Consider the following 22,882-nt stretch of genomic DNA (forward strand, 5'->3'; position numbering starts at 1 on the left):
GCCTATCGTCGAGCGCACCACGGCCGACCGGCCGTCCCCGACCCGCACGACGAAGGAGCGCACCATGCCGCAGCACCCCACGGGATCCGTCCTCGAGTTCGACCTCCGCGGATCGGGCTCCGGCGTCCTCCAGGAGATCTCCATCGCGGGGAGCCCGCACACCGTCCGCGCCGAGGGCCACCCCGCGTTCGGCGGCACGGACAGCGCGCCCAGCCCGCTCGACCTCGTGCTCTCCGCGTACGTCTCGTGCAACCAGGTGACGGCGACGATCGTCGCGCTCGGCCAGGGGATCACCCTCGGCGCGTTCGAGGGCCGCGTGCAGGCCGAGCTCGACAACTCCGTGCTCGTCTTCGGCGCCGAGGGCGACGGCACGTTCCAGCGCCTGACCCTCACGGTCGACCTCGAGACCGAGCTCGACGACGCCGCATTCGACGCGTTCGTCGCCGAGGTCGCCCGCCGCTGCCCGCTGACGCAGCTCTTCGAGCGCGCCGGGGTGGAGATCACGAACGTCTGGACGAACCGGGCGCTCGCGCGGGTGTGATCCCGGAGGCGGGGCCGGGGGCCGGGCCGGCTTGCGCAGTCAGCCGTCCGCGGGCTCGGGCTCGGGCCCGGGCTCGCCGGCGGCCTCGGGCGCCCGCAGCGTGAGCCACTCCTCGTCGATGCGGTAGCCGAGCGCGGTGCCGGCCGCGATGATCGCCGCGTTCTCGCTCGATCCGCCGGTGCGGAACGACGTGACGCCCGCCTCGAGGAGCCCCCGCACGGAGGCCGCCTTCACGGCCGTGCCGAGGCCGCGCCCGCGGTGGGCGGCGTCGACGACCGTCACGTCGGTCTCGGCGGCGCTGCCCGCGGGATCCAGGTCGACGAACGTCATCGCGAGGAGCGCGCCCACGGCGTCGAACGCGCCGTAGCCGCGGCGGCCGGGTGCCGGGACGCGGGCGGAATCGGCCGTGAGTCCCGCGTGCCGGGTGGCCGGGCTGCCCGGGTAGTCGTCGAGCGTGGCGGCGTCGAGCGCGAGGATCGCACCGACGTCGGCCGGGCCCAGCTCGCGGAGCACCGCGTACCCGGCGACCCGGTCGACCAGCGTGCGCAGGCGGACGGGATCCACGTCCGCCGCGTCGAGCTGCGCGCCCCACGACCGGGCGGTCACTACCCAGCCGGCGGCGAGCGGCTCCGCTACCCGCGGATCGTCGGATCGGGCGATGGCGGGATCGGCGCTCATCCCGCGAGCCTGGCACGGCGCGAGCGCCCAGGACAGGCAGCCGACCCGCGCCGCCGACCGCAGCACGGAGAGCCACGGGATGCTGCGGCTGTTCGCGGTGGTCGGGCGCAGCGGCTGGGGTGCGGCGCCCCGCGATCTCCCGTCGTCAGCCGAGGAAGTAGTCGCGGACCTTCTCGTCGGAGTCCAAGATCCGCTCCGTCTCGACCCCGACCGAGCGCGCGAGGTCGACCGACCCCAGGAGGGCCGCCTCGACGTCCGGCGAGAAGGCCCTCTCGAGCACCTCGAGGCAGGTGGCCATGCTCGCGTCGAGCTCGTCGATCAGCGCCTGGTGCTCGGCGGCGAGCTTCTCGTCCAGCTCGCGCTGGTCGCGCAGGTAGCCCTCGACGAGGGCTGCCTCCCGCCGGGAGAGCGCGTCCGAGACGGCCGAGTGCATGATCATGCCCACCGTGTTCCCGATGACCGCCCCGAGCACCGGCACCGGGATGAGCGCCTGGCCCACGAAGGACGACAGCGCGCCGACGGCCGCCTCCAGGCAGACCAGCTCGGCGTTCTCGAGGAACTCCGCCTCGGCGATCTCGCCCGTCCGGAGCCGGTGCGCCTGCTCAGCGACGCCGAACGCCGCGGTCACCATGGCGCTGGCCACGGCTGCGGACGTGGTGGTGAAGTTGGTGAGCGCGTAGATGCTGAGGCCGCGGATCCCGCCCCTGAGGAAGCCCCTGCCGGAGTCGCCCGCGATCTCGGTCCAGTCCTCCTCGGTGAAGTCCTGGAGCCGCGTGCCGGCACGGCGCTTCCGCACCACGGCGAGCACGAACGCCGTCGCCCCCTCGACCCCCGCGGCGACCAGGGTCGCCTTCGCGCCCTCCTGGGCGGTCGGCCTGCTCGCGCGGTGGGCATCGTCCCGTCGGCCCTGGTCGGTCGCGCGCAGCGAGTCCTTCTCCCCCTCCAGCGTCGCGTCGTACACGCCGCGCTGCACCTCGTCGTAGCGGAGGTGCGAGGCCTCGAGCGACTCGATTCCCAGGTCGCGGGTCGCGAAGAAGGTCTGGACGGCCTTCCAGTCGCGGAAGGACGGGCCATCGCCCCCGCGAGCGAGCAGACGGCCCGCCTCCTCGCGACTCATGCCGTGCAGCGCCTGGATCACCTCGAAGTGGTCGCTCGGGATCTGGTACCTGCCGCCGCCGCTCACGAAGTCGGGGTACCTCTCGAGGTGCTCGGCGATGGCGCCGAGCCCGAATCGACCGCCCGCCGCGACGAACTTCTGCTGGATCTCGACGCCGCCGCGCATCAGGTCGACCGGTCCGTTGTCGTTCACCCACTCGTAGACCCGCCCCTCGCCCAGGATCTGGCTCCTGGCGTCCCCGATCCCGCTCTCGGCCGCCTCGGCGATGAAGCCGTGCATCCCCTTCGTCCCGCCCCGGTTGCGCCCGACCACCTCGAGGTCGATGGTGCGGATGGCCGCGTCGACCCGTGCCAATGCGTCGCGGAGGTTCCCGTCCTGGCGCCGGAGCGCGGCGAGCAGCCCGTCGAGGCGCACCTGGTTGAGGTGGTTCACCCATGCCGCGACCGCCTGCTCCTGGTTGCGCTCGGCGAGGTCCGGCACGTCAACCACGGTCGGCGTCCCCCTCGACCCGCTCGCTCAGCAGCGCCGCGCAGGCCTGCGTGCTGTTGACCAGAGCGGCCAGGCGCGACCGGTCGCTCGCAGGGAGAGCCGCGAAGTCGGCACCGAAGGAGCGCATCGCCTCGCGGTAGCTCGTCGTGAGCGACGTCCGGAGCTCGTCGGTGCGTCGGAGGAGGGCGTCGACCCTGGTGGCCAGCTCCTCCACGCGGGCGGTGTTGCGCATGACCGCGCCGAGAGCCTCCTGCTTCTCCTCGCGGGTCTCGCCCTTCTTCCACGCGAACAGGGCGACCGAGGTGAGGATCGCCGCTCCCGCGACGCTCCAGCCCACCGGACCGGACAGGGCGAGGATGGCCCCGCCCATGGCCGTCCCGCCGCCGCCGGCCGCCAGAGCGCCGCCGCCGAGCCAGGCGAGGGCCGCGTTCGTGGCCGCAGCGCCGGACAGGGCGGAGATCGCCGTGCCGGTCGACGCGGCGCCGAAGGTGGTCGCGACCCACATGGCCGCGCTCGGCGCCACGCTCGCGACCGCGGCCCCGGCGGCGAACCCGGCACCGCCTCCGGCCGCGGACCGCCGGGCGGCCTCGAGGTCCCGCCGTGCGAACTCCTCGACGTCCAGGAACTCCGCCTTGTCGACGTCGATCCGGCCGATGGCCGCATCGAAGGACTTCGGGGTGTTGGCGATGCTGTTGACCAGCGCCTCCACGTGCTCGATCAGGTCGGTCGACCGCTCGCGCTGACGCAGCAGCGCGAGTCCCGTGTCGTTCATCCCCGTGTACGCGATGTTGTACGCGGCGACGGCGTCCTCGTAGGGATCCGGCTTCCTCGCGGCGAGCTTCTCGACGGTCTCCTTCGTCGTGTCCCGGATGTCTCCCACCCGCTCGCCCACCTGCGTGGACGCGGCGCGCGCCCTCCGGGCGGCCTCGTCCATCGCCTTCGCGATGCCGTCCCTGGCCTTGCCCAACCCGCGCTGCTCGTCCATCGCACGCCACCGATCCCCGTCGAAGTCATTTCCTCACTGGAGGATATAGACGACCGGCGACACCTTCGCGGGAGGCGCGAGACGGATGAATCGCGTCGATCAGCCCCGAGCGCGATCCCGTCCCGCCGCAGCGCCTCGACGAGAAGGAGCTCCGCCGCGTCGACCGCGCGGAGCAGCTCCGCGGGCTCGGTGCCGATGCGCCCGACGACCGCGTCGATCCCGCGGAGCCCCGCCCGCGTCAGCAGCTGCTTCTCGTTGGTGATCCACTCGCCGCGGTGGGCGAGGATCGCGTGCGCCGCGGAGCACGCCGCCACCGAGAGGAGACCGGCGCACTGCGCGACCCGACCGTGGCGGGCGTGGCCCTCGCGGGCGTAGTGCAGCGTGAGCTCGGCGCGCTGCCACCAGATCTCGGGCGCGGACGCGCGCAGGGCCGGCGGGTACGGGAACGCCGGCACCTCGCCGCGGAGGGGACGGTTCACGCCGACCTCGGCCAGCAGGATCGTGCTCGGCAGGCCCGCCTGGTGGAACAGCACCTGCACGTTGACGAAGCGGCCCGCGAGCGCCTCCCCCGTACTCGATTAGGTCGGTCGGTCGCTCGGACGGACGGCGACAGTAAGCAATCATCGCCGTCCATGGTTGTGCAGGCGGCGACACCTCGTCATGTGAATGCCGCTTCCTCACGGCAAGATTCTCGACAACCTCCTTCGCGGCTCTCTTGAGATACCCGCGCCCACCCAGCGACGCTAATGGCGCGTACACCGGTAGGGATGACCTAGCCCACGTCCAGCGCCATCCAGCCCCTGCGACGCCCCGACCGCTCTGCGCGTCCATCACGCCCCTCCGGTCTCAGTGACTGTCATGTCATGCCGTGCGGCACGGGCACGGCCCACGCCGGACGTCCGGATAGCAGGACGGACGGACGGACGGTGGATCATGCGTCTCCGTAACCCCTCAGACCTACGGCGTACGGGCGATGCCCACCGCAGACCACAGGTACGTTGTCGGCTGCCTTACCCAGATCGCGGTGACGGTGTTCCCGCTCTCCAAAGGCCTACACGAGTCACCGAAGGTCTCTTCCTCGATTTGGGGGCATTGCCCCAGTCTCGTGAAGTGAGAAGCTCGCTGCTAGCGCATCGGGCTACAAGCCCGCACGAACAGGAGACCCTATGCCTGCCGACGATCGGCCACAAGACGCTTCAAAGTACCGCGAGCAGAGGCGCCCGCCTTTAACAGCAAATGAGACCAGTCTGATTCACCACGTGTTGCACGGGCTTGTTTTTGACCTTGACAGTGCTCATTCAACCGGCCGTGCCAGCGAAGCCGGAATGCGATCTTGGTCTTCAAGTCGCGACGTCAGGGCAAGCGTAGTCAGGGATATACTGCGCGGTCAAAACAGCAAGACCGCGACGCCAGACCCACACGGCATACGCATGAAGGGTGTGCGCTTAGTCGGTCAGCTAGACCTCGACCTCGTTGATTCACATATTGCACTGGATTTAACTAACTGCTTCCTACCGAGTGGCTTAAGAGGCCAGGGGCTCACCATGCCCTCCATAACGCTTCAACGATGCCTTGTCCTAGAGGGTGAATTCCGTGACAACCGTGCGGCTGTGGACCTCAGCGAATCAAAATTGGGCACACTCAACCTCGCAGAGACTACTATCTCCACCCTTCAGACTGGCGCGCTAAACATTACAAATGCTGTCATCGCGAGTGATGTCACCCTTACAAAAGCGAGATTCATCTCCATCAGCAAGGGCACAACATTCGAACTTCAGCGAGCGCGCATCTCAGGCCACCTAAGAATGCCTGGAGCGCTCCTCGAAAATGACATCGCCTCCGCTATGGACTGCAGCGGCGCCGTCTTTAGCAACAACGTTCTATTGAACGGGGGCTTTAAAGCCAGAGGGGCCGGAGCAGGAGGCACCCTCCGGATGATCAGAACGAATATAAACGGTCAACTCGCCATGAAAAGTGCTCACCTTTTAAATGAATCAGGACCTGCATTCATCGGAGACGGACTGGTCTCCGCAGGGGGAATATTCATGTCTAACGGATTTAAGGCGATAGGTCATTCGAGCCTGGGTGCCATAAGGCTTTTACATGCTGAAATTGGAAACACCCTGGCATTTGGTTCCGCTCGACTTGTGAACCAGGCAGGGCCGGCGTTTCTTGCGGAGGGTCTGACCGTGTCGGGAACGGTCTTTTTCAATAGGGGTTTCCGTGCGGTTTCTCGCAGCAAGCGAGCCGGGTTGGGATTGTACGGTAGCAAAATAAAAGGTCAGTTGATTATGCGCGACTCCCTTCACGAAAACCACGAGGGCCCGGCTATAAATATAACGCGGTCTCAGATTGACGGTGATGCCATATTTGCCTCCTTGTTCGCTGCTTTTGGCGAGGGAGAACTGGGCGCAGTCCGCTTAGCATCCTCAACTGTTGGAGGCGCCGTGAGTTTCCGGGGGGCAAAGGTGGCGAATATGACAGGGCCAGCGCTGGTAGTGATTGAGGGCTCCATTGGAGGCAATTTGCAAATAGACGGCGAATTGGAGACATTGGGCGCAGCCGGCTACAGCGTCGTTAACCTTCAACGGACGGAAGTCAGGGGCACCATTGCGCTGGAGGAAGGAAGTATTAAGAAGGCTCTAGATGGTGCGCAATGGGCAGTTGACGGGTTGACTTTCACAAGCTACCCAACCGTCGGCTTTGATGCATGGCTTTTCTTACTCAAGAATGGCACCCCCAACTACCGCCCACAGCCCTACCAGATATTGGCGTCAGTAAGCCGGGCACTGGGCCATGACGCGGATGCAAAGAAAGCAGTTATCACGCAGCTAGACGACCGGGTTGTCCGTGGCCACTTGCCGGCACCAACACGCGCATGGAACATTTTTACGAAAGCCAGCCTAAGATACGGATATCAGCCATGGCGCGCCCTTATTGGCGTCCTCGGCGTCTTCCTTGCCGCGCTCATGCTCCTCGTGGTCAATCCCGACGCCACACAAACCTTAGAAAACAAAGGCCCCTGCAACTTCACACAACAATTCAAGATCGCGGTAGATATGGTAATTCCTCTAGTTCGGACCAACACAGGTGCGCGATGCCTGCTGGTAGATAGTGGAGCGGGTGAGCTTTTGTCACTTGTAGGCGTCGTTCTAACACTTCTAGGCTGGGCACTTACAGCCCTTTTTGCGGCAGGCTTCACTCGGGCTGTGAGACAGATTTGATATGTCGTCGCGTGTTTCTTATGGGGCCGACTCAAGTGTGGACACAACCACTCACGCCCGCCCCGCCACGCTCCGCCACGACTGGATGCCGCCGCGCAGGCTCACCGCATCGCGCCCGGCTTCGCGGAGCGCGGCCGCGGCCGCCCGCGAACGCACGCCCGACGCGCAGTAGACGATGACCCGGTCGGTGATCGCGCCGGGCACCGCACCCGGATCCACCGTGACGATGCGCACCGGCACCGCGACGTGGCCGGGGATGGAGTCGACGAGGCGCTCGTCGGGCTCGCGCACGTCGAGGAGCACGACCTGCTCGTCGGAGGCGAGGATCCGCTCCACCTCCTCCGCGTCGAGCTCGGTGCCGTCGGTGGCCGCGCCCACGCCGCAGAACAGGTCGTAGTCGGCGAGCGCCGTGACCCGCTGGCGGCCCTTCGCGCGCTTCACGCCGATGGTGCGGCTGGTGCCGGCGAGCGCGTCGAGCACGACCACCCGGCCGATCAGCGGCGTCCCCGCACCCGTGACGAGCTTGATGACCTCGGTCGCCATGAGCGCACCGACCGTGCCGCACACCGCGCCGAACACGCCCGCCTCCTCGCAGGAGAGCACGGCGCCGTCGGCCGGCGGCTCCGGGAACACGTCGCGGTAGTCGATACCGCGGCCGTCGGGCGCGGCATCCCAGAAGACGGTGACCTGCGCGTCCCAGCGGTACACGGATCCCCACACGCACGGGACGCCGACGAGCGCGGCGGCGTCGCTGATGAGGTACCGCGTGGCGAAGTTGTCGGTGGCGTCGACGACCACGTCGTATCCGCCGAGGATCCGGAGGGCGTTGTCGTTCGTGAGCCGCTCGGCGTGCTCCACGACCTCGATGCCGGGGTCGGTGCGGTGCACGGAATCCGCCGCTGACGAGGTCTTCGGCCGGCCGACGTCGGGCGTGCCGTGGATGGTCTGGCGCTGGAGGTTGGAGAGGTCCACAGCATCGTCGTCTACGATTCCCAGGGTCCCGATCCCCGCTGCGGCCAAGTACTGCAGCACCGGGGAGCCCAGTCCGCCCGCGCCGATCACGAGCACGCGCGCCTGGTCGATGCGGGACTGACCCCCCATCCCGATGCCGGGAAGGGCGAGGTGCCGGGAGTGCCGTTCGCGCCGCTCGTGCGCATCCTGCCCGGAGCCATGACCACCCAGGCCCCGCCCTCCGGGGTGCGTGCCGTCCAGATCGACGAGCGGCAGAGACGACCCCATGACAGACCTCCGTACGGACGGCGGACGCGGACCCGCGTCGACCGGACCCAGCGTACGACGGCCCGCCGACGGTCCCCGCGGCGGGCGTCCCTCGGGCCCCCTCGGCCGCTTCCACCACCGCCGCTGGGGCGACGCCTGGCTCATCGGGCTCCTCGGCTTCCTGCTCGCGCTCCCCCTCGCCGGCGCGCCCTCGGTCTGGTACGACGAGGCCGCCACCGTGATCTCCGCCACCCGCGGCTGGGACGACCTCCTCCGCGAGCTCAGCACGGTCGACGCCGTCCACGGCCTCTACTACGCGGGCATGAAGGTGTGGTTCGAGCTGGTCGGCTACTCCCCCACCTCGCTCCGGTTCCCGAGCGCCGTCTTCATCGGCCTCGCCGCCGCCGGGGTCGTGCTCCTCACCCGCACCGTCTCGACGCGCGCCACGGGCATCGTCGCCGGGCTGGCCTTCGTCGTGATCCCGCGCTCGGCCTGGATGGGCACGGAAGGCCGGTCCTTCGCGCTCGGCACCCTGATCGCCGTCGCGCTCACCATCACGCTGGTGCTCGCGGCCCGCCGGGCCGGCGCGCGCTGGCAGGTGCAGGCCAGGTGGTGGGCGCTCTACGGGCTGCTCGCGTGGCTCGGCGCGTCCACGTTCGTGTACCTGGCGCTGCTCGTCGGCGCGCACGGCGTCGTGATCCTCTGGGCCATCGCCTCCGCGCGCGCCGGCCGCCGCAGCCGGCGCCCCATGGTCGTGTCGCTGCTCGGCTGGGCGCTCGCCTCGATCACCGCCGGGCTGCTGTCGCTGCCGCTCGTGCGCGTGGTGACGGAGCAGTCGGGCCAGGTCGGCTGGATCAAGCCCATCGGCCCGAACACGATCACGCAGGTGATCTCGACGCAGCTCTTCTACCAGAACGACGTCTTCGGCTTCCTCGCCTGGGCGCTGGCGCTCGTGGGCCTCGCGCTGCTGGTGCGGCGCGGGATCCGCCTGGTGCGCGCCCGCCTGGCCTCGCGCGTGGAGCCGGAGGGCGCCCTCGCCGAGTACGAGTCGGCGTACCTCCACGCCGGGTGGTCGCCGACGATCCTGCAGCTCGCGGTCGTCTGGTTCGTCGTGCCGACGCTGCTGCTCATCGGCGCGTCCACGCTCATGTCGCCGCTGTACTCGCCGCGCTACATGGCATACACGGCGCCCGCGTTCGCGATGCTCATGGCCGTCGGGATCCTCGCACTCCGGTGGAAGCCGCTCGTCGCCGCCGTCACGGCCGTGCTCGTGGCGCTCTCGGTGATGCAGCTCGTGCACGACCGCACCACCACCCGGAAGGCCGACTCCGACTGGGCCGCCATCGCGCGGATCGTGTCCGAGGAGCGCGCGCAGGAGGCGCCCGGCACGAGCGAGGCCGTGATCTTCGGGCCCGTGCGCCGGCACCCCAAGGCGACCTCGCGCATCGTCGGGTACTCCTACCCCGACGCGTTCCGCGGCATGGACGACATCCTCCTGCGCACGCCGCCCGGCGACACCGACGGCCTCTGGGAGGAGACGTACCCGCTGGCCGACCGCGTCGACGAGGTCGACGGCGCCGACGTCGTGTGGCTCGTCACGAGCGACAAGCAGGACATCCGAGACGACGTGGCTGAGGCCCTCACCCCGCGCGGCTTCGCCAAGACCGACGACTGGCACGTGATGAACGCGAGCGTCGAGCGGTACGAGCGGGTCGCGGCGGGCTGATCCGGGCGGGTCTCACACGGCGTCCTGCCACTCGCCGATCGTCCGGACCACGAGGTCGAGGTGCGACTCGAGCAGGAAGTGCCCGCCGTCGACCAGCTCGATCCGCGCGTGCGGCGCATCCCGACGGAACGCCTCCGCTCCCGCCGCCGCGAAGATCTCGTCGTTCCGTCCCCAGATCACGAGCAGCGGCACCCGGGACTCCCGGAGCCACGCGTGCACCGCGGGGTACAGCTCGCGGTTCGTGGCGTAGTCGCGGAAGAGCGCGAGCTGCACGTCGTCCTGGCCCGGCCGGGCGAGGAGCGCGAGGTCGTGCTCCCAGGCGTCCGGATCCACCACCGACGGGTCCGGCACGCCGTGCGTGTACTGCCACTCGACGGCCGCGCGACCGAGGGCCGGGCGGAGGGCGTCGCGCGTGGCGTCGGTGCGCTCGGCGGCGTCGGCCCAGATCGGATCCCAGAACGACGGCACGAAGCCCTCCTCGTAGGCGTTCCCGTTCTGCGTGATGACGCCCGTGACCGCGGCCGGATCGGCGAGCGCCAGGCGCCAGCCGACGGGGGCGCCGTAGTCCTGCACGTAGATCGCGTACCGGGAGACCCCGATGGCGGCGAGGAAGCGGCCGGTCATGTCGGCGAGCGCGGCGAACGTGCACCCGACGTCGTCGACGGACGGCGCGGACGAGCGCCCGAACCCGAGGTGATCCGGCGCGATGACACGGAAGCGGCCCGCGAGCGCGGGGATCAGGTGCCGGAACATGTGCGAGCTCGACGGGTAGCCGTGGAGGAGCAGGAGCACGGGTGCGTCCGCGGGTCCGGCCTCGCGCCAGAAGACGTCGAGCCCGTCGATCGAGACGGTGCGGTGGTGGACGGTGGCCATGGCTAACCCCTTCGAGTTGTTTTGGTGGTTAGCGAGACGGTAGCATGGATCCATCGCGCCGCCCGTGCGCGGAGGATCGAGGAGCCGGTGGACCGGGACGAGGAGTTGCTGCTGGCCGTGCTGAACAGCGCGCCGGTGGTCGACGGGCGGCGCGAGGACCGGCTGGCCGGCGCATCCGGCCGCCAGCTCGCGCGCACCTGGGGCGGCACCGGCACCGCCGCCGAGCTCGAGCGCCTCCGCCGGGCCCGCGATGCGATCCAGGCCGTCGTCCGCGGGGGCGGCGCGGCACCCCCCGCCGTCGAGGAGCTCGCGGCCGTCGTCGACGGTGCCGTGCGCACGCCGCGCGTGTCCGCCGACGGCGTGGCCTGGGAGCTCTCCGCGCCCCGCGACGACCGGCTCCCGGTGGAGGCCGTGCTCGCCTGGTCCAGCGTCGCCGCCCGGCTGCCCGGCCGCCTCCGCCCGTGCGCGAACGACGAGTGCGAGCTGTTCCTCGTCGACCACAGCCGCCCGGGCACGGCGAGGTGGTGCTCCATGTCCACGTGCGGCAACCGGATGAAGGCGCGCGCGCACGCCCAGCGGACGCGCTGACCCGGGCACCGGCCGGGCGCCGGCCCGGCGTCGGCCTCGCGGCGGGCATCGGCCGCGCACGCACGAGGGGCCCGGCGCTCTGGCGTCGGGCCCCTCGTGGTGGAGCGGGCGGATCATGTGCGGTCCCCGACCGGACCGACGGTGACGTCAGCCCGCTCGGGCGCCGCGGGGACGATCAGCGGAGCGGGATGCTGCCCGCGAACCGCGCGGTGGCCTGCAGCGTGGTGACGTCCTTCGACTGGACCACGTGGTAGTCGAGCTCCCGGTGACCGGCGGCGTCCTTCGTGATGACGGGGTTCGAGAAGTCGGTCGTCAGCGACCAGTCGCCCGTGCCGTCCACGTGCACGCGCTTGGAGACGGTGGCGAAGCCGGCCGCCCCGCGGTTGGAGTACAGCGGGTCCTTGGTGACCTGGTACGTGACGACCACGGTCTGGTCGGGGACGCCGGTGCCGCGGAAGGCGACGCACTTGGTCGTGCCGACGCAGGTCGCCCGCTGCGACACCTGGACGGTGAGCTGGTCCGTTCCGTCGTCGGGTCCCGTGAGGCGGACGGGTGCCGGCAACGCGACGCGGGCGTTCGGATCCGCGGACGCTGCCGGAGCGCGGTGGGCGACGGACGTGGCCGCGTGCGGGGCGGCGTGGGCGGTGGTGGGCGCGGCGAGTCCGAGGGACAGGCCGCCGGTGAGGGCGATGGCGGCCGCGGCCGCGGTGCGGATGACGATGTGCATGGATCCTCCAGGGTGTGCGGATGGGGGGACGAGCGGATGCGCACGGGGAGGTTAGGCGAGGCGTGGATCCGGGCGTCCGGTGCGCTCACAGGCACGCCCTCGTCCCGGTGGCCCGGTGGTCGACGGGAGACGGACCGCTCGTCGCGCAGGCCGCGACACGGGGCCCCGGCCACCGCGACCGCCCGACGACCCCGTACCGTCGCCTGCGTGAGCACCTTCTTCGTCGCCGGCAGCTGGCGGAACCGGGATGCCGTCGCGGAGGTCGTCACCGCACTCGACGGCGTCGGCGCGCGGTCGTACTGCTTCGTCCACGCCGCCTACGACGGGGAGGCGGCCGCCTTCGCGGTTCCGGGCGGGGCCGACGACGCCGACCTCGACGCCCCGGGGATCCTCCGCCTGTTCGAGCAGGACCTCGCCGCGCTGCGGGCCGCCGACCGGTTCGTGCTCGTGCTGCCCGCCGGCGCCGCCGCGCACATGGAGGCCGGCATCGCGTACGGCCTCGGGAAGCCGTGCGTCGCGGTCGGCGCGGCGGAGCGATCCGAGACCCTCCACCTCGCGTTCGAGGTGATGTGCGCCGGGCCGGAGGACCTGATCCGCCACCTCCGCGCGACGGGGGCCGTGGGCTAGCCGGGCTCCCGCGCCACCCGCGGCCGCAGCTCGCTGACCAGCGTGCCGGCGACGATGAGCGCCGCGCCGAGGATCGCCAGCGCGGGCAGCCGCTCACCCGCCACGCGACCGACGACGCCCGCCCAGACCGGCTCGCCCGCGTAGATGATCGTCGCGCGCGTGGGCGAGACGGAGCGCTGCGCCCAGTTCATCGTGAGCTGGATGAGGCAGCTGCTCGCCCCCAGCGCCAGCGCCGCCACGAGCCACACCCACGAGAACGCCGGGATCGCCTCGCCCGCCACGGGCATGCACACGAGGGCGAGGGCGCCGGCCACGAGGAGCTGCACCACGGTCACCCGCCCCACGTCGACGCGACCCGCGAACAGGCCGATGAGGATGATCTCCGCGGCGATCGGGAGCGTGCTGACGAGCGTCGCCAGCTCCCCCGTCCCCAATGCCACGCCCTCCTGCGGACCCGCGACGAGCAGCAGCCCGACGAACGCGAGCGCCACCCCGACCAGGGCGAGAGCGCTCGGCCGCCTCCGGAACGCGGCCCACTGGAGCAGCGGCACGAGCGGCACGTAGAGCGCGGTGATGAAGGCCGACGTGCTGCTCGGGATGGTCTGCAGGCCGTACGTCTGGAGGCCGTAGCCGAGGAAGATCATGGCGCCGATGGCCGCGCCCGCGCCGAGGTCGACCCGGCGCATGCCGCCGAGCGCCCGCCGGAAGACGATGGCGCTGATCAGCCCGGCCGCGAGGAAGCGCAGCCCCACGAAGAAGAGCGGCCCGCTGTGCTCCATCGCCACGTGCACGGCGAGGAACGTGCCGCCCCAGATCGCCGTGATGCCGATGAGCGCCCACTCGGGGCGCGTCGGCCGGACGGCGCGGGGCAGCATCGTGCGCATGGGGTGGAGCGGGCCGGCTCAGCCGGTGATGATGCGGGCGCCGTGCACGGGCCCCGTGGCGCGGATGACCGTGAGGCGGGCGGCGCTCAGCGCGATCTGCAGCTCGAGCGCGCCGTCGAGGTCCGCCGCGAGGAACGCGACCGTGGGGCCGGATCCCGAGACGATGCCCGCGAGCGCGCCGTTCTCCTCGCCGAGCTGCAGCACCTCGCCGAGGCCGGGCGCGAGGTGGAGCGCGGGCGCCTGGAGGTCGTTGTGCAGGACCTCGGCGAGCATGTGCGGATCCCCCGCCCGCAGCGCCTGCAGCACGCCCGAGTCGACCTGCGGGATCTGCTGCGCCGGGAAGATGTCCTGCGCGTGCCGCTCGCGGTGCTTGTCGAGCTCGCCGTAGACGTCGGGCGTGGAGACGCCGAACTCGGCGATGGCGAGCACCCACTGGAAGGTGCCCTTGGCGAGCGCGGGGCTGAGGCGGTCGCCGCGGCCCGTGCCGATGGCGGTGCCGCCGGCGAGCGCGAACGGCACGTCCGCGCCGAGCTCGGCGCCGAGGGCGAGCAGCTGGTCCCGCGTGCGCTCGGTGCCCCAGAGGGTGTCGCAGGCGAGGAGGGTGGCCGCGGCGTCCGCGGATCCGCCGCCCATGCCGCCCGCGATGGGCACGTTCTTCTCGATGCGCAGGTGCACCCCGCCGCGGTACCCGGTGCTCCGGGCGAGCAGGCGCGCGGCGCGGATGGCGAGGTTGTCGGCGCCGACCGTGAGGTGCGACGTGTCGATGGACCCGCCGAACTCCACCGAGAAGCCGTCGGACCGGGTGGCGTACACGTCCTCGTAGAGGCTCACGGCCTGGTACGCGGTGGCGACGTCGTGGTAGCCGTCCTCCTGCAGGGCGCCGACCGTGAGGGACACGTTGATCTTGCCCGGGGCCCGCGCGTGCACCACATCTGAGGTGCTGGCCGCGGAGGTCATGTGCTCCAACCTAGCGGAGGCTGAGAGGCACTCCGACCCCGTCCCGATCGGCCCAGGCACGGGCCACGCGGAGGTAGTCGTGGACGCTCAGCTGCTCGCCCCGCGAAGTGGGGGCGACCCCGCCGGCCTCGAGGAGCGCGGATGCCGCCTCGCTCCCGCCGAGCAGCTCGGCGAGGGCCTGGCGCAGCATCTTGCGGCGCTGCTGGAACGCGGCGTCCACGATCCGGAAGGTGCGCTTCCGCAGCTCCTCCGAGGCGAAGGGCTCGGCATGCCGCTCGAACGCGACGAGCACGGAGTCGACGTTCGGCACCGGCCAGAACACCTGGCGGCTGACCTGCCCGGCGGTGCGCCAGGCGCCGTACCAGGCGGCCTTGACGCTGGGCGATCCGTAGACCTTGGATCCGGGTGCCGCGGCGATGCGGTGCCCGACCTCGGCCTGCACCATGACGACGCCCGTGCGGATCGCCGGGAAGTGCTCGAGCAGGTGCAGCAGCACCGGCACCGAGACGTTGTACGGGAGGTTGGCGACGAGCGCGGTGGGGTCCCCGGGCAGCTCGGTGACGCGGAGCGCGTCCTCGTGCACGACGGTGAGGTCGGCGTCCGGCTGGTAGAGGCCCACCGTGATCGGCAGCTGCTCGGCGAGGCGGCCGTCGATCTCGACCGCCACGACGCTCGCGCCCGTCTCGAGGAGCCCGAGGGTGAGGGATCCGAGGCCGGGGCCGACCTCGACCACATGCGTGCCGGACTCGACGCGGGCGACGCGCACGATGCGACGGACGGTGTTCGCGTCGATGACGAAGTTCTGGCCGAGCTTCTTGGTGGGCGCGACGCCGAGCAGCTCGGCGAGGTCGCGGATCTCGGCGGGGCCGAGGAGCGTGGGAGCGGGCGCGGCGGGTGCCGTCTCGTCGCTCACGCGCGGCCCGCCGGGTCGAGCTCGGCGGGGTCCTTCGCGGGCGACGTCACGGGCTCGTCGTCCCAGCGTCCGTAGACGAGCTCGGTGTTGGAGGAGATCTGCGCGGCGAGCATCGACACGTCGGTGCCGAGGTGCGCGGCCATGGCGCGGAGCGTGTTCGGGATCAGGTACGGCGCGTTCGGCCGGCCGCGGAACGGCACGGGCGTGAGGAACGGCGCGTCCGTCTCCACGAGAAGCAGCGAGCGCGGCGCGAAGGCCAGCGCCTCGCGGAGGTCGTGCGAGTTCTTGAAGGTGACCGTGCCGGAGAACGACATGTACCAGCCGTTCTCGGCGCAGATCCGGGCGAGGTCCTCGTCGCCGGAGAAGCAGTGGAAGACGGTGCGCTCGGGGGCGCCGACGCGCAGCAGGGTGGCGACGACCTCGTCGTGCGCGTCGCGGTCGTGGATCTGGAGGGCGATGCCGCGCTCCTTGGCGATGCGGATGTGCTCCTCGAACGAGCGCTGCTGGGCCGCACGGCCGTCCTCGCCCGTGCGGAAGAAGTCGAGCCCGGTCTCGCCGACGGCGCGCACGCGCGGGCGTCCGGCCAGCTCGTGGATCTCGGCCAGCGCGTCGTCGAGCGTGCCCGCCTCCTCGTAGGCCGGGGCCTCGTTCGGGTGGATCGCGACGGCCGCGAGCATGCGCGGCTCGTGCGCGGCGGTCTCCGCCGACCAGCGCGAGGTCTCGAGGTCGCCGCCCACCTGGATCACGCCGCGGACGCCGACCGAGCTCGCCCGGTCGAGGTGCTCGGTGAAGTCGATGGGCGACTCGCCGTCCGCGATCTCGAGGTGCGTGTGGTTGTCGTAGACGGGGACCGTGAGCGCCTCGGGCAGCGGCGGGTACGTGAGATCGCGCGTCTGGCCGTGGGCCGAGGAGGTGTCGCGCTGGCGCACGTAGTTCGATTCGGACATCGCGCTCACTCTACCGACGGGAGGGTGCGTCGCCCGGCGGGGCGCGGCCCCCGGACGACGGGCGACGGGTCAGGCGGCGGGCGTCGCCGGCTCCTGCTCGATGCGCGGGAACAGCGGCGCCTCGAGCGGGGTGACGGTGCCGGATCCGGTCCACTCGTCGGCGAGGTCGATGCGCTGCTGGCCGACCGTGCCGGTGCCGCCGAGCGCGGTCCAGAGCTTCGCGGTGGCGCCGGGCAGCACGGGCGCGAGCAGCACGGCGAGCGTGCCGAGGCCGCGGACCGCGGTGTGCAGCACGGTCTCGAGGCGCGCGCGGCCGTCCTCCTTCTTGGCGAGGGCCCACGGCTCCTGGCTCGTGATGTAGCCGTTGAGCTCGTCGACCAGCGTCCACACGGCGGCGAGCGCCTCGTGGATGGCGAGCCGCTCGATGGCCTCGTCGGCGGTCTCCGCCGCGGAGCGCGCGACCGAGAGCACGCGCTCGTCGGCCTCGGTGAGCGCGTTCGCCTCCGGGATCCGGCCGTCGAAGTAGCGGCCGACCATGGCGATCACGCGGGAGGACAGGTTGCCGAAGCCGTTGGCGAGCTCGGCCTGGTAGCGGGCCGACAGGTCCTCCCAGCTGAACGAGCCGTCCTGCCCGAAGGCGAAGGCGCGCATGAAGTGGTAGCGGAACGCGTCGATGCCGAAGGTGTCGGTGATGGTCTGCGGCACGATGCCCGTGAGCTTCGACTTCGACATCTTCTCGCCGCCGACGAGCAGCCAGCCGTGGCCGAAGACGCGGCGCGGCGGCTCCTCGCCGAGCGCCATGAGCATGGCCGGCCAGATGACCGCGTGGAAGCGGAGGATGTCCTTGCCGACGAGGTGCGTGGCGGGCCAGCGGCGGCGGAACTCCTCGTCGTCCACGCCGTAGCCGATGGCCGTGACGTAGTTCATCAGCGCCTCGAACCACACGTAGACGACGTGGCTCTCGTCCCACGGGATCGGGATGCCCCAGTCGAAGCTGGAGCGCGAGATCGACAGGTCTTCCAGGCCGCGGCGGACGAACGACAGGATCTCGTTGCGCGCGCTCTCGGGCTGGATGAAGTCGGGGCGCTCCTCGTAGAACGCGAGGAGCCGCTCGCCGAAGTCGCTCATGCGGAAGAAGTAGTTCTTCTCCTCCAGCAGCTCGACGGGCTTCGAGTGGATGGCGCACACCAGCTGGCCCTCGAACGGACCGGTGCCCTCGAGGAGGTCGGAGGGCTGCTTGTACTCCTCGCAGCCGACGCAGTAGTAGCCCTTGTACTCGCCCGTGTAGATGTACCCGGCGTCGTGGAGGCGCTGCAGGAACACCTTCACCGACTCCTCGTGGCGGGCGTCGGTGGTGCGGATGAAGTCGTCGTTGGAGATGTCGACGGCCGCGAGCAGCGGCTGCCAGCTCTCGGTGACGAGGCGGTCGGCCCAGGCCTGCGGGGTCGTGTCGTTCGCGGTGGCGGTGCGGAGGATCTTCTGCCCGTGCTCGTCGGTGCCCGTGAGGAACCAGGTGTCGTCGCCGCGCTGGCGGTGCCAGCGGGCGAGGACGTCGGCGGCGACCTCCGTGTACGCGTGCCCGATGTGCGGGACGTCGTTCACGTAGAAGATCGGCGTGGTGATGTAGAAGGGCTCGCCGCGGGACATGGGCTCCATCCTAACGATCGGCGGGAGCGCTCCCGGCCGTGTGACCGGGGCCCGCGGGGCGGCTCCTGCGGTGGATCCGACGGGGTCGTCGGCGGTCAGGACAGGTGGCGCTCGGCCGGCCCGTCGTACTCGGAGAGCGGCCGGATGAGCGAGTTCGACGCCCGCTGCTCCACGACGTGGGCGGTCCAGCCGACGACGCGCGCGGCCACGAACAGCGGCGTGAAGGCGCGGGTCTCGAAGCCGAGGAGCGCGTAGGCGGGGCCCGACGGGTAGTCGAGGTTCGGCAGGATCCCCGTGCGCTCGGCCATGCCGCGCTCGAGCGCGTCGTACAGCTCCATGGTGCGGGTGGCCGACTCCCCCGCCGTTCCGCCGTCGGCGACGCGGGCCGCCACGAGGTCGTCGAGCGCCGCCTTCATGGTGGGCACGCGCGAGTCGCCCGCGCGGTAGACGCGGTGGCCGAAGCCCATGACCTTGCGCTTGGCGGCGAGCGCCTCGTCGAGCCAGGCCTCCACGCGGGACGCGTCGCCGATCTCGTCGAGCGTCTCGAGCACCGCCTCGTTGGCGCCGCCGTGCAGCGGGCCCTTGAGCGCGCCGATCGCGCCCGTGACGGCGGAGTGCAGGTCGGCGAGGGTGGAGGTGATGACGCGGGCCGTGAACGTGGAGGCGTTGAAGGAGTGCTCGGCGTAGAGGATGAGCGACACCTCGAGCGCCTTCGCGTCGGCCTCGGTGGGCCGGTCGCCGTGCACCATGAGGAGCAGGTTCTCGGCGAGGCCGAGGTCGTCGCGCGGCTCGACCGGCGGGAGGCCCTGGCGGCGGCGCTGGTCGTAGGCGATGAGCACGGGGATCTGCGCGAGGAGGCGCACGGACCGCTCGAGGTCGGCGTCCGCGGAGTGGTCGTCGGGGGCGGGATCCGCGGCGCCGATCGCGCTGACCGCGGTGCGCAGCACGTCCATGGGGTGCGCGTCGACGGGCAGCGCGTCGATGATCCGCAGCACGGCCGCGGAAGGCTGCCGCTCCGCGCGCTCCTGGTTCTCGAAGTGCGCGAGCTCCTCGTCGGTCGGCAGCTCGCCGTGCCAGAGGAGGTACGCGACCTGCTCGAAGGAGCACGCGGCGGCGAGCTCCTGCACGGGGTACCCGCGGTAGAGGAGGGAGTTGGTGGCCGGCTCGACCTTGCTGATCGCGGTCGTGTCGACGACGACCCCGGCGAGGCCCTTGCGGATGTCGGCCATGGTGCTCCTTCGCGTCATGCCGCACCCGCGTCGGTCGGGCGGATCGGGTCGCCTCGGGGTGCGCTCGTCACTGTATCGGGGCGGGTGGTGCGGGGGCGAGGGGCGCCGACGACGAGGCGGTGGACGCACGACGGCGGTCTGGGGAGGCGCCGCGGGATCCGCCCGCCGATGACGGCCTCCTCCGCACACGGGTCGCCGCCGGATCCCCTCGGTAGCCTCACGAGCAGGCGCACCCGAGGCGCCGCCCGCGCAGCAGCGCCGACCCGGAGGACGCCATGCCCGAGAGCACCGACCACGCCGATCCCGACGCCGAGGCCGAGGCCGCCGAGCGCGCGGCCGACGCGCAGCCCGACGACGCGACCGAGCCCGACGGCTACGACGTCGCCGTCATCGGCGCCGGGCCCGCGGGCACCGCCGCCGCCCTCCGCGCCGCCGAGCTGGGCGCGTCCGTCGTCGTGCTGGAGGCCGGCCGCGTCGGCGGCACGTGCGTCAACACCGGGTGCGTGCCCACGCGCGTGCTCGCGAAGACCGCGCGGCTCGTGCGCGAGGTGCGCTCCGCGGGCGAGAACGGGATCGGGGTGGGCGAGCCTGCGCCGCATTGGCCGTCGATCGTCGCGCGCGTGCACGAGCAGGTCGACCGCGTGCGCTCGCTCAAGGACGAGGCCGCGCGGTTCGCGGCGGCGGGCGTCACGCTGGTCCACGAGGGCCGCGCGCGCTTCGTCGACGACCGCACGCTCGAGCTCGACAGCGGCCGGCGCATCACCGCGGGCTCGATCATCGTGTGCGTCGGCGGCCACTCGAAGCGCCTGCCCGTGCCCGGCGCCGAGCTCGCGACCGTGCCCGAGGACGTGCTCGCGCTGCCGGGGATCCCCCGCCGCCTCGCCGTCATCGGCGCGGGCAACACGGGCGCGCAGCTCGTCACGGTCTTCCGCTCGTTCGGCTCCGAGGTCACGCTGCTCGACGTCGCGCCGCGCGTGCTCACGGCGTCCGACGAGGCGATCTCGGAGGCCGTCGCCGACGCCTTCACCGCGCAGGGCGTGCGCGTGCGCACCGGCATCGACACGGTGACGGGCCTCACCCGGACGGGCGACGGATCCCTCACGCTGCTCTGGCGCGAGGGCGACCGTCCGCAGTCCTCCAGCTTCGACGCCGTGATCATGGCCACCGGTTGGCCGGCCGACGTGGAGGACCTCGGGCTCGAGCACGCCGGGGTCGAGGTGACGAGGTCGGCGATCCCCGTCGATCGGTACCTCCGCACGCGCGTGCCGCACGTCCTCGCGGTGGGCGACGCGAACGGCAAGGACATGCTCGTGCAGGCCGCGCAGTCGGAGGGCGAGGCCGCGGCGGAGAACGCGGTGCTCGGGGTCAACCGGCGGATCCCGCTGCAGCTCCTCCCGGCCGGCGGCTTCACCGACCCCGACTACGCCGGCGTCGGCCTCACCCAGGCGGAGGCGCGCGAGCGCGACGGCGCGTGCGTCGTGGCGCGCGTGCCGTTCGCCGAGGTCGACCGCGCCGTGATCGACGACCGCGAGGCCGGCTTCCTGCTGCTCATCGCCGACCGCCGCCGCGAGCTGATCCTCGGCGCGCACGCGGTGGGCGAGAACGCGGTCGAGGTGATCCAGTCGGTCACCACCGCGATGGCCGCGGGCGTCGACGTGTCCACCCTCGCGCACGTGCGGTTCGCGTACCCCACCTACAGCGCGATCATCGGGATCGCGGCGCGGCGCCTGCTGCAGGAGGACGAGCGGGCGGGCGAGCTCGACTGAGGCGCGGTCGGGCGGCCCGGCGGCGCGTGGTCGGATGGACGCATGACCGCGCTCATCGTCACGGCCCACCCCGATCCCGACTCCCTGACCCACGAGGTCGCCCGCCGGCTGGAGGCGGCGCTCGGCTCGGCGGACGGGCCCGGCGGAGCAGACGGCCACGGCGCATCCGGCGTCACGACCGCGCACCTCGCGCAGGAGGGCTTCGACCCGGTGTTCGGCATGGCCGACCGGAGCGCGTACGCGGGCGCCTCCCCCGCGCCCGCGGACGTCCTCGCCGAGCAGGCGCGCCTCGACGCGGTGGACCACGTCGCGCTCGTCTTCCCCGTGTGGTGGTGGTCGATGCCGGCGCTGCTCAAGGGCTGGATCGACCGCACCTTCATCGCCGGCTGGGCGTTCGGCATCGACGACGACGGCCGCATCGAGAAGCGGCTGCAGCGCCTCACCGTGCACCTCGTGCCCGTCTCCGGCACGAGCCGGGAGTCGTTCGCCCGGCACGGGTACCTCGCGGCGTTCGAGACGCAGATCGGGCACGGGATCCTCGACTACTGCGGCGCGCGGCGGGGCGCGACCGCGTTCGTGCACGACTCCGAGTCGGGCGACCGGGACACCGTGGGCGCCGAGGTGGAGCAGGCCGTGGCCGAGGTCGTCGCGGCGGTCGGCTGATCCCGCGGGCCCTCGGCGGGAGCCGCCCCGTGTCGCCTAGCGTCGGAGCATGACCGCCGACGATCCGCGTCCCGACCGACCCGATGCCGCCGCCCCGCCCCGTCCCGGCACCGGCGCTGGCGCCGGCGAGGTCACGATCCGCGCCGCCGTCCCCGCGGACGTGCCGGCGGTCGCCGGACTCCGCTGGCGGTGGTCCCTCGACGAGGGCGGCGTGACGCCCGTCACCGACGAGGCGGGGTACGTCGCCGCGACCGCCGCCTTCGCCGCGGCGCATCCGCAGTCGCACCGCTGCACCGTCGCCGAGCTCGACGGCGTGGTCGTGGGCCTGGCCTGGCTGGCCCTGACCGACCGGCCGCCGACGCCGGACGACCTGAGCCGGGTGTCCGGCGACGTCCAGTCCGTCTACGTCGTCCCCGAGCTGCGCGGATCCGGGACAGGCTCCCGGCTCGTGGCGGCGCTGCTCGCGGACGCACGCGCCGCGGGCTGCCGGTACGTCCGCGTGCACTCGAGCCCGCGGGCGATCCCGCTCTACGCGCGCGCCGGGTTCGCCGTGGACGAGACGTACCGCGTCGTCCGCCTCTGAGGATCCGGCGCCGGATCAGGCCGAGGCGCGGGCAGTCCGCCGCCGCTCGACCGCCGTCATCACGAGGTACAGCGTCGTCCAGAGCACGAGGCCCGCGGCGAGGAAGATCCCGACGACGGTGAGCACGCCGCCCGCGGTGTCCACCGGGAACCAGCCGCTGAGGAGGAGCGCCGGGAGGACGGTCACGAGCATCAGCGCGAAGTGGGCGACCGACTGCCGCGGGAGGCTGCAGCCGGGCACCTGGTAGAGGAGCGAGCCGGCGGCGGTCGCGGCGACGATGACGCCCACCGCGAGGGTCGAGCGGCCGTCCGCCGTCCGGCCGTCGAGGAGCAGGTAGGCGCCGATCGCGGACATGACCGCGAGCGGGATCCCGCCGAGGAGCACGGCGCGGAGGAGCAGGCGCGGGTTGCGCGGGGCGCTCGCGTCGCGGACGGCGCCGCGGGTATCCGCCGTGCCGGGATGTGCCGCGTCGTCCGCTCGCCGCATCGGGCCTCCTCATC

At 72.0% G+C, this 22,882-nt stretch carries 21 protein-coding genes; 8 read left to right on the forward strand and 13 right to left on the reverse strand.

What is annotated here, in order from left to right; translation table 11 throughout:
• The first annotated feature begins 64 nt into the window (after positions 1 to 64).
• Entirely contained in the window at positions 65 to 541 is a 477-nt protein-coding gene (locus tag FGG90_RS07985; RefSeq protein ID WP_094128298.1) for an OsmC family protein, read from the forward strand.
• Between the two features lie 39 nt (positions 542 to 580).
• Here FGG90_RS07985 and FGG90_RS07990 read toward each other — a convergent pair whose 3' ends face one another.
• The 3 genes from FGG90_RS07990 to FGG90_RS08000 form a co-directional block, all read right to left on the reverse strand.
• Complete coding sequence (locus FGG90_RS07990; protein WP_094128295.1) at positions 581 to 1,219, reverse strand: GNAT family N-acetyltransferase; 639 nt, start codon at positions 1,217 to 1,219, stop codon at positions 581 to 583.
• 145 nt (positions 1,220 to 1,364) lie between these two features.
• Positions 1,365 to 2,825, reverse strand: coding sequence for a hypothetical protein (locus tag FGG90_RS07995; RefSeq protein WP_210433051.1), 1,461 nt, complete (start codon positions 2,823 to 2,825; stop codon positions 1,365 to 1,367).
• Positions 2,818 to 3,792, reverse strand: coding sequence for a hypothetical protein (locus tag FGG90_RS08000; protein ID WP_210433050.1), 975 nt, complete (start codon positions 3,790 to 3,792; stop codon positions 2,818 to 2,820). Before FGG90_RS08000 ends, FGG90_RS07995 begins: the two co-directional genes overlap by 8 nt.
• Before the next feature lie 1,562 nt (positions 3,793 to 5,354).
• Here FGG90_RS08000 and FGG90_RS08005 point away from each other — a divergent pair.
• Complete coding sequence (locus tag FGG90_RS08005) at positions 5,355 to 7,034, forward strand: hypothetical protein (RefSeq protein ID WP_133065146.1); 1,680 nt, start codon at positions 5,355 to 5,357, stop codon at positions 7,032 to 7,034.
• Between the two features lie 51 nt (positions 7,035 to 7,085).
• On the opposite strand, the gene FGG90_RS08010 is transcribed toward FGG90_RS08005, so the two are convergent.
• Positions 7,086 to 8,135, reverse strand: a complete 1,050-nt coding sequence (locus tag FGG90_RS08010; RefSeq protein WP_237583257.1) for a ThiF family adenylyltransferase — start codon at positions 8,133 to 8,135, stop codon at positions 7,086 to 7,088.
• A gap of 136 nt (positions 8,136 to 8,271) precedes the next feature.
• Between FGG90_RS08010 and FGG90_RS08015 the strand changes: the two genes are divergently transcribed.
• A complete protein-coding gene (locus FGG90_RS08015; protein WP_094128286.1) occupies positions 8,272 to 9,978 on the forward strand; it encodes a glycosyltransferase family 39 protein in 1,707 nt (568 codons plus the stop codon).
• Between the two features lie 12 nt (positions 9,979 to 9,990).
• Here the strand turns inward: FGG90_RS08015 and FGG90_RS08020 are convergent, their stop codons facing one another.
• Positions 9,991 to 10,851 (reverse strand): alpha/beta fold hydrolase, encoded by an 861-nt coding sequence (locus FGG90_RS08020; protein WP_094128284.1) that lies wholly within the window; start codon positions 10,849 to 10,851, stop codon positions 9,991 to 9,993.
• Between the two features lie 87 nt (positions 10,852 to 10,938).
• Here FGG90_RS08020 and FGG90_RS08025 point away from each other — a divergent pair, with 87 nt between their 5' ends.
• Complete coding sequence (locus FGG90_RS08025; RefSeq protein ID WP_094128281.1) at positions 10,939 to 11,439, forward strand: CGNR zinc finger domain-containing protein; 501 nt, start codon at positions 10,939 to 10,941, stop codon at positions 11,437 to 11,439.
• Positions 11,440 to 11,614: 175 nt separating this feature from the next.
• On the opposite strand, the gene FGG90_RS08030 is transcribed toward FGG90_RS08025, so the two are convergent.
• On the reverse strand, positions 11,615 to 12,166 hold the full coding sequence (locus tag FGG90_RS08030) for a hypothetical protein (protein WP_053775086.1): 552 nt from the start codon (positions 12,164 to 12,166) through the stop codon (positions 11,615 to 11,617).
• Positions 12,167 to 12,373: 207 nt separating this feature from the next.
• Here FGG90_RS08030 and FGG90_RS08035 point away from each other — a divergent pair, with 207 nt between their 5' ends.
• The gene (locus tag FGG90_RS08035; RefSeq protein ID WP_094128278.1) at positions 12,374 to 12,793 is read left to right on the forward strand and encodes a hypothetical protein; all 420 of its coding nucleotides are present in this window, start codon (positions 12,374 to 12,376) and stop codon (positions 12,791 to 12,793) included.
• Here the strand turns inward: FGG90_RS08035 and FGG90_RS08040 are convergent.
• The 6 genes from FGG90_RS08040 to FGG90_RS08065 form a co-directional block, all read right to left on the reverse strand.
• Complete coding sequence (locus FGG90_RS08040; protein ID WP_094128275.1) at positions 12,790 to 13,677, reverse strand: DMT family transporter; 888 nt, start codon at positions 13,675 to 13,677, stop codon at positions 12,790 to 12,792. The two genes, FGG90_RS08035 and FGG90_RS08040, sit on opposite strands and share 4 nt — an antisense overlap.
• Positions 13,678 to 13,695: 18 nt before the next feature.
• Positions 13,696 to 14,634, reverse strand: coding sequence for a 4-(cytidine 5'-diphospho)-2-C-methyl-D-erythritol kinase (locus FGG90_RS08045; RefSeq protein WP_094128272.1), 939 nt, complete (start codon positions 14,632 to 14,634; stop codon positions 13,696 to 13,698).
• A 10-nt stretch (positions 14,635 to 14,644) separates the two neighbouring features.
• Positions 14,645 to 15,547 carry a 16S rRNA (adenine(1518)-N(6)/adenine(1519)-N(6))-dimethyltransferase RsmA gene (rsmA, locus tag FGG90_RS08050; protein ID WP_094128269.1) on the reverse strand — a complete coding sequence of 301 codons (903 nt, stop codon included), beginning with the start codon at positions 15,545 to 15,547 and terminating at the stop codon, positions 14,645 to 14,647.
• Positions 15,544 to 16,494 carry a TatD family hydrolase gene (locus FGG90_RS08055; protein WP_094128266.1) on the reverse strand — a complete coding sequence of 317 codons (951 nt, stop codon included), beginning with the start codon at positions 16,492 to 16,494 and terminating at the stop codon, positions 15,544 to 15,546. Before FGG90_RS08055 ends, rsmA begins: the two co-directional genes overlap by 4 nt.
• Before the next feature lie 69 nt (positions 16,495 to 16,563).
• On the reverse strand, positions 16,564 to 18,141 hold the full coding sequence (gene metG, locus FGG90_RS08060; RefSeq protein WP_094128263.1) for a methionine--tRNA ligase: 1,578 nt from the start codon (positions 18,139 to 18,141) through the stop codon (positions 16,564 to 16,566).
• Between the two features lie 95 nt (positions 18,142 to 18,236).
• Positions 18,237 to 19,388 (reverse strand): bifunctional 2-methylcitrate synthase/citrate synthase, encoded by a 1,152-nt coding sequence (locus FGG90_RS08065; protein WP_094128260.1) that lies wholly within the window; start codon positions 19,386 to 19,388, stop codon positions 18,237 to 18,239.
• 257 nt (positions 19,389 to 19,645) lie between these two features.
• Between FGG90_RS08065 and FGG90_RS08070 the strand changes: the two genes are divergently transcribed.
• From FGG90_RS08070 to FGG90_RS08080, 3 genes are read left to right on the forward strand one after another with little or no spacing between them, the layout of a single operon-like run.
• Positions 19,646 to 21,136 (forward strand): dihydrolipoyl dehydrogenase family protein, encoded by a 1,491-nt coding sequence (locus tag FGG90_RS08070; protein ID WP_094128257.1) that lies wholly within the window; start codon positions 19,646 to 19,648, stop codon positions 21,134 to 21,136.
• Between the two features lie 42 nt (positions 21,137 to 21,178).
• The gene (locus tag FGG90_RS08075; protein WP_094128254.1) at positions 21,179 to 21,799 is read left to right on the forward strand and encodes an NAD(P)H-dependent oxidoreductase; all 621 of its coding nucleotides are present in this window, start codon (positions 21,179 to 21,181) and stop codon (positions 21,797 to 21,799) included.
• Between the two features lie 49 nt (positions 21,800 to 21,848).
• Positions 21,849 to 22,382, forward strand: a complete 534-nt coding sequence (locus FGG90_RS08080) for a GNAT family N-acetyltransferase (protein WP_094128252.1) — start codon at positions 21,849 to 21,851, stop codon at positions 22,380 to 22,382.
• A 15-nt stretch (positions 22,383 to 22,397) separates the two neighbouring features.
• On the opposite strand, the gene FGG90_RS08085 is transcribed toward FGG90_RS08080, so the two are convergent.
• Positions 22,398 to 22,868: a DUF3021 domain-containing protein gene (locus FGG90_RS08085; protein ID WP_094128250.1), complete on the reverse strand. Its 471-nt coding sequence runs from the start codon at positions 22,866 to 22,868 to the stop codon at positions 22,398 to 22,400.
• Positions 22,869 to 22,882: the final 14 nt, after the last annotated feature.

This window comes from Clavibacter michiganensis subsp. tessellarius, assembly GCF_021922985.1.
GTDB classification, from domain to species: Bacteria; Actinomycetota; Actinomycetes; order Actinomycetales; family Microbacteriaceae; genus Clavibacter; species Clavibacter tessellarius.

Coding starts and splice junctions, on each gene's coding strand:
- FGG90_RS07985 (WP_094128298.1), top strand. CDS start 65: ATGCCGCAGCACCCCACGGGATCCGTCCTCGAGTTCGACCTCCGCGGA.
- FGG90_RS07990 (WP_094128295.1), bottom strand. CDS start 1,219: ATGAGCGCCGATCCCGCCATCGCCCGATCCGACGATCCGCGGGTAGCG.
- FGG90_RS08005 (WP_133065146.1), top strand. CDS start 5,355: ATGCCCTCCATAACGCTTCAACGATGCCTTGTCCTAGAGGGTGAATTC.
- FGG90_RS08010 (WP_237583257.1), bottom strand. CDS start 8,135: ATGGGGGGTCAGTCCCGCATCGACCAGGCGCGCGTGCTCGTGATCGGC.
- FGG90_RS08015 (WP_094128286.1), top strand. CDS start 8,272: ATGACAGACCTCCGTACGGACGGCGGACGCGGACCCGCGTCGACCGGA.
- FGG90_RS08020 (WP_094128284.1), bottom strand. CDS start 10,851: ATGGCCACCGTCCACCACCGCACCGTCTCGATCGACGGGCTCGACGTC.
- FGG90_RS08030 (WP_053775086.1), bottom strand. CDS start 12,166: ATGCACATCGTCATCCGCACCGCGGCCGCGGCCGCCATCGCCCTCACC.
- FGG90_RS08040 (WP_094128275.1), bottom strand. CDS start 13,677: ATGCGCACGATGCTGCCCCGCGCCGTCCGGCCGACGCGCCCCGAGTGG.
- FGG90_RS08045 (WP_094128272.1), bottom strand. CDS start 14,634: ATGACCTCCGCGGCCAGCACCTCAGATGTGGTGCACGCGCGGGCCCCG.
- FGG90_RS08055 (WP_094128266.1), bottom strand. CDS start 16,494: ATGTCCGAATCGAACTACGTGCGCCAGCGCGACACCTCCTCGGCCCAC.
- metG (WP_094128263.1), bottom strand. CDS start 18,141: ATGTCCCGCGGCGAGCCCTTCTACATCACCACGCCGATCTTCTACGTG.
- FGG90_RS08065 (WP_094128260.1), bottom strand. CDS start 19,388: ATGACGCGAAGGAGCACCATGGCCGACATCCGCAAGGGCCTCGCCGGG.
- FGG90_RS08070 (WP_094128257.1), top strand. CDS start 19,646: ATGCCCGAGAGCACCGACCACGCCGATCCCGACGCCGAGGCCGAGGCC.
- FGG90_RS08075 (WP_094128254.1), top strand. CDS start 21,179: ATGACCGCGCTCATCGTCACGGCCCACCCCGATCCCGACTCCCTGACC.
- FGG90_RS08080 (WP_094128252.1), top strand. CDS start 21,849: ATGACCGCCGACGATCCGCGTCCCGACCGACCCGATGCCGCCGCCCCG.
- FGG90_RS08085 (WP_094128250.1), bottom strand. CDS start 22,868: ATGCGGCGAGCGGACGACGCGGCACATCCCGGCACGGCGGATACCCGC.